General features: G+C 34.8%; 4 protein-coding genes and 1 other annotated feature. Of the genes, 3 read left to right on the plus strand and 1 reads right to left on the minus strand.

Annotation, left to right across the window (positions count from 1 at the left end):
* Window positions 1–267 precede the first annotated feature (267 nt).
* Both HU235_RS23290 and dtd read left to right on the plus strand, forming a co-directional pair.
* The gene (locus HU235_RS23290; protein ID WP_095303146.1) at window positions 268–2,475 is read left to right on the plus strand and encodes a RelA/SpoT family protein; all 2,208 of its coding nucleotides are present in this window, start codon (window positions 268–270) and stop codon (window positions 2,473–2,475) included.
* Between the two features lie 88 nt (window positions 2,476–2,563).
* The gene (gene dtd, locus HU235_RS23295; RefSeq protein ID WP_095303145.1) at window positions 2,564–3,013 is read left to right on the plus strand and encodes a D-aminoacyl-tRNA deacylase; all 450 of its coding nucleotides are present in this window, start codon (window positions 2,564–2,566) and stop codon (window positions 3,011–3,013) included.
* Window positions 3,014–3,105: 92 nt separating this feature from the next.
* Here the strand turns inward: dtd and HU235_RS23300 are convergent, their stop codons facing one another.
* Window positions 3,106–4,857, minus strand: coding sequence for an SH3 domain-containing protein (locus HU235_RS23300; protein WP_174881759.1), 1,752 nt, complete (start codon window positions 4,855–4,857; stop codon window positions 3,106–3,108).
* Between the two features lie 206 nt (window positions 4,858–5,063).
* Between HU235_RS23300 and HU235_RS23305 the strand changes: the two genes are divergently transcribed.
* Window positions 5,064–5,237 (plus strand): hypothetical protein, encoded by a 174-nt coding sequence (locus HU235_RS23305; RefSeq protein ID WP_170944491.1) that lies wholly within the window; start codon window positions 5,064–5,066, stop codon window positions 5,235–5,237.
* A gap of 53 nt (window positions 5,238–5,290) precedes the next feature.
* Window positions 5,291–5,510, plus strand: a binding site (T-box leader). This feature is flagged as partial in the annotation.

Raw genomic sequence — 5,510 nt, forward strand, 5'->3', positions numbered from 1 at the left:
TTACAATATAGTAAAGTTTATAAAAAAGATAATTTTTAAAAATATAAGACTTTAGATGAAGTTGAAGTATATTTATTCATATATTTTTTGTCTTACTAATGATTAAAGTGTATTTACTGGTTTTTAACGGCACCAACTTCTTTTTCTTTAGTAGAAGTAGGAGATATGGTTGTTTACCTCAGTTAAACGGATTATATGATATGGTCTTGTTACTCCAATTTTATAAATTTGGAGATATTAAAGTTTTCATAATAAAAAGGTGATTCCATGGCAAATGAACAAGTTTTATCTTCTGAGCAAGTAATTGAAAAGGCACAGCGATATCTTTCAGAGGAAGATACCGCTTTTATTCAACGTGCATATGAATTTGCTGAAGAAGCTCATCGGGAACAATTTCGAAAATCTGGTGAACCGTATATTATCCATCCGATTCAAGTAGCTGGCATATTGGTCGACTTAGAAATGGATCCTGCAACAATAGCAGGAGGTTTCTTACATGATGTTGTAGAGGATACGGACGTTACATTAGATGATTTACGAAGAGAATTTAGCGATGAAGTGGCTATGCTCGTTGATGGTGTAACAAAATTAGGGAAAATAAAGTATAAATCACAGGAAGAACAACAAGCGGAAAATCATCGGAAAATGTTTGTTGCGATGGCACAGGATATCCGTGTTATTTTAATAAAGCTCGCAGATCGTCTGCACAATATGAGAACTTTAAAACATTTGCCACAAGAAAAGCAAAGAAGAATATCTAATGAAACATTAGAAATTTTTGCTCCGTTGGCACATCGATTAGGGATTTCAAAAATTAAATGGGAGCTTGAGGATACTTCGCTTCGCTATTTAAATCCCCAACAATATTATCGTATTGTAAACTTAATGAAGAAAAAGCGCCAGGAGCGGTTAGAATATTTAGAACAGGTCATTAGCGAGGTTCGTGAACGTGTTGATGAAGTAAATATCGAAGCTGAGTTCTCTGGTAGACCAAAACATATCTATAGTATTTATCGAAAAATGGTATTACAAAACAAACAATTCAATGAAATATATGATTTATTGGCAGTTCGAATTGTTGTAAAAAGTATAAAGGATTGTTACGCTGTTTTAGGTATTATCCATACTTGCTGGAAACCGATGCCAGGCCGTTTTAAAGACTATATTGCGATGCCGAAACCGAATATGTATCAATCACTTCATACGACGGTGATTGGTCCAAAGGGTGAGCCATTAGAGGTACAAATTCGTACATTTGAAATGCATCAAATTGCTGAGTACGGGATTGCGGCACATTGGGCTTATAAAGAAGGCAAAGAGGTCGATGAAAAAACAACGCTTGATAAGAAGCTTTCCTGGTTTAGAGAAATTTTAGAATTCCAAAATGATGTAACAAATGCTGAGGAATTTATGGAGTCACTAAAAATTGATCTCTTCTCTGATATGGTGTTTATCTTTACGCCAAAAGGGGATGTTATTGAATTACCTTCAGGATCTGTTCCAATTGATTTTGCATACAGAATCCATTCAGAGATAGGCAATAAAACTATCGGTGCAAAAATTAATGGGAAAATGGTGACGCTTGACTATAAGCTGAAAACAGGTGACATCATTGAAATACTTACATCGAAACATTCCTATGGTCCAAGTCAGGATTGGTTAAAGCTAGCTCAAACTTCCCAGGCTAAAAATAAAATTAGACAATTCTTTAAAAAGCAACGTCGTGAAGAGAATGTTGAAAAAGGCCGAGAAATGGTAGAGCGAGAAATAAAAAATCTTGATTTTGATATTAAAGAAGTGATGACAGCGGATAACTTGCAGCGTGTAGCAGAAAAGTTTAATTTCTCTAATGAGGAAGATATGTTTGCTGCTGTCGGTTACAATGGTATTACAGCATTACAGGTTGCAAATCGTTTAACTGAAAAGTGGCGTAAACAACGTGATAAAGAAGAGCAGGAAAAAAATATTCAAGAAGTAGTAAAAGAAGCGAGACAAGTCACATCACCTACATCAAGAAAACGCGATGCAGGTGTACAAGTAAAAGGAATTGATAATCTTCTTATTCGCTTGTCAAAATGCTGTAACCCTGTACCTGGTGATGAAATTGTTGGATTTATTACAAAAGGTCGAGGTGTTTCGGTCCACCGTGCAGATTGTACGAATGTCCATACTGAGGATGCGAAAGAGCGTTTAATTGATGTTGAATGGGAAAATCAAGCATCAACAAGCCGTAAAGAGTATAACGTTGAAATAGAAATACTAGGATATGATAGAAGGGGCTTATTAAATGAAGTCCTTCAGGCTGTAAATGAAACGAAAACGAATATATCGTCTGTTTCAGGCAAATCTGATCGAAATAAAGTAGCAACAATTAATATGGCAATCTCGATCTCAAATATTAACCATTTGCATAAAGTAGTAGAAAGAATTAAGCAAATTTCTGATATATATTCTGTCCGTCGAGTAATGAATTAATTTTTGTTAATATTGTTTTATAAGCAGGATGAACAACTTGTTTTTGTGGTAAAAATAGTTATTTTATGTTGTAAGGGATGAGTTTTATTTGAAAATTGTGATTCAACGAGCGAAACATGCAAAGGTTATTGTAGAGGGTAAAATAGTTGGCGAAATTGAAAATGGTGTTATGGTTTTGGTAGGTATCACACATGATGATACTGCTGCAGATGCAGAATATTTAGCAGAGAAGGTTGCCAATTTAAGAATATTTGAAGATGAGACAGGAAAAATGAATCATTCATTACTTGATGTTAATGGACAGGTATTATCTGTTTCTCAATTTACCTTATATGGTGATTGCCGTAAAGGAAGACGACCAAATTATATGGATGCCGCAAAACCGGATGTCGCAAACGTTATTTATGAATTATTTAATACGAAATTAAGAGAAAAAGGGATACTAGTAGAAACCGGAATATTCGGAGCTATGATGGATGTCCAGTTTACGAATGTAGGTCCAGTTACTTTAATAGTTGAAAGCAATGGAAAAGGGTAGGCTAACAGATTATAGCCTACCCTTTTTTATACAAAATATGGATTTTAGATTCCCTTTAGAAGGGAATACGATAACTTAAATGAAGAAGAAAACTAGTTGGTTTTAAAGTATTGAGCTAAACCATTATAGATTCCTTGTGATGTACGCTCTTGGAAGCTAGATGATTTGATTGTTAGTTCCTCTGTTTGATTGCTCAAATATCCTAATTCAATTAATATTGCTGGTGCTTTATTCTCCCTAAGAACATGAAAATTACCAAATTTAGTCCCTCTATTTCTGAGCTGAGTCTTTTTAGCAAGTTCGTTATTCACCTTTGAGGCAAGAGGTCCATCCTTTAAGGAATGATAATAGTATGTCGTAGTTCCAGTTACACTGCTGTTATTTATGCTATCGTAATGAAGACTAATAAATGCTTCAGCTTTTCGATAATGTGACGTACTAACTCTAGAATTTAAACTAACATATGTATCATTTGATCGGGTCATAAAAACATTAGCACCAGCTGATTTTAACTTGTCATAGACAAGCTTTGCTGTAGTTAATGTCATCTTTTTCTCTAACGTTCCTCTTATTCCAATAGCACCGCTATCTCTTCCTCCATGTCCAGGGTCAATAACAATTGTTTGATTTTTTAAATATTGTTCTGAACCAGGCTTTGATACTGGATTACTAACTCCAGTAGCTTCGACAACCCATCCAGCAACATACCCTGTTTTATTGTTACCTAGATTGAGTTTATACCAATCACCTGCTGTTTCAATTATCTCGTAAGTCTCACCTAAATTAGCTCTTCTGACAATGGAATGACTAGTTGATGATCCTGAACGGATATTTGTTCCATCATATATGATTTGGACCTGCTTCTTTTTTTGATTAGTTGAAGATTGATTTCCTTGATTGGCACTTGTTTGTGAGATGTACCAGCCTGCTACCCAACCTGTTTTGTTTGAGCCATAGCTTATTTTATACCAATCATTTTTTTCCTCAATAATTGTCACGCTCGTTCCTTTTTTAATCGAGTCTATTACTTTTCCAGTGAGATTTCCGCTATTTCGAACATTTATACTTGATGCTGTAACAGTTCCACTTTGATTAGCTGGACCGGTGTTTGAGACCGAATCGCTTGAATGATTATAGCTTAAATAATCACTATGGACCCAGCCTTTAACAGTTGATGTACGTATTTGCACCCAAGAATTCTCTTCTTTCAAAACTGTCACCTTGGCGTTTCTTTGAAGACTACCAATTCGAGTAGAGCTTGTTGAAGGTGACTTTCGGATATTTAGAGAAGCCGCCTTAACGGTTGCAACCTTTCCTTTCGTACTTTCTGTTGAATTTGATGCTGTGGTTGATTGATATGATACATATTTTGAAGCTACCCAACCTTGACTACCTTTATAGGAGATTTTTATCCAATCACCGCTTTTATCAAGGTATGTAGCTGCTTTTCCCCTTTCAAATACACCGATTACTCGAAACGTAGTTCCAGGCCCAGAACGAAACCTTAATCCGGTAGTATTTGAAACAACTGTTGAGCCATTTACATGCTCATTCTCAGTTTTACTATCACTATTTTTTTTGACAAGCCAATTTGCCACCCAGCCAGTGTTTGTCCCAGATAACCTTATCTTATACCAATCATCCTTACTTTCAATTAAATCGTATGTCTGTCCTTTTTTAACAGTAGCGATGACAGGATATGTTAGACCTGCTCCACTCCGAACATTGATGCTGTTTGTTTGAATCGTAACCTTTTCTGAAGCAGCTGATACTTGGAAAGTACCGTTTAAGGTTGAAATAAGTAAGAAATAGCAAATGAGAACAGATATCGTTTTTTTAATCACTAAGTTGGCTCCTTTCCGGTACATCATTAAAGAAAACGAACATCTCACATTTAAAAATCATTCCAGTCAAACAATGATTCATTTGAACTTTAACTGTAAATATTCATTTCTTTTTTTATATCGACATTCCTTTAAAAAAATTAAATAAAATCTTCCAATATAGGAAATGATATTTATAGCATTGTTAAAAAGGAAGGGGACAGGTCATGAGAAACAGCGGAAAAGCAGAGTTCTCTCATTCACAGCGCGATATATTTGGTGTCGATTTTCATGATTTTATAACGAAAGAACAAAATGATTCATCTTTAGAACTAGCATCTGAATTTGGAATTTCCTTAAGAGAAGTAAAGAATTTAAAAAAACATTTAAATCGTTCTTGACATTGTATGTGAAAGATTCGTATGATAAGATAAAATTCGATAAGAAATGAATAGTAGAACCAATGAGGAAGAAAAGTAAATAAGAATACAGATGGATAGAGAGGAAATGTCTAAGGCTGAAAGCATTTCTCCATTATGACTTTTTGAAAAACACTTCTTAGGTTTCTCGCTGAAAAACGATATGTTTAGTAGGTGTTGAACGTTACAGGCGTTATCTGTTTGAGTGGAGATTGTTTTTTTATCTCAACTAGGGTGGAACCACGGGTATAACTC

Origin of the sequence: Metabacillus niabensis (assembly GCF_902829255.1) — a bacterium.
Lineage (GTDB): Bacteria > Bacillota > Bacilli > Bacillales > Bacillaceae > Metabacillus > Metabacillus niabensis.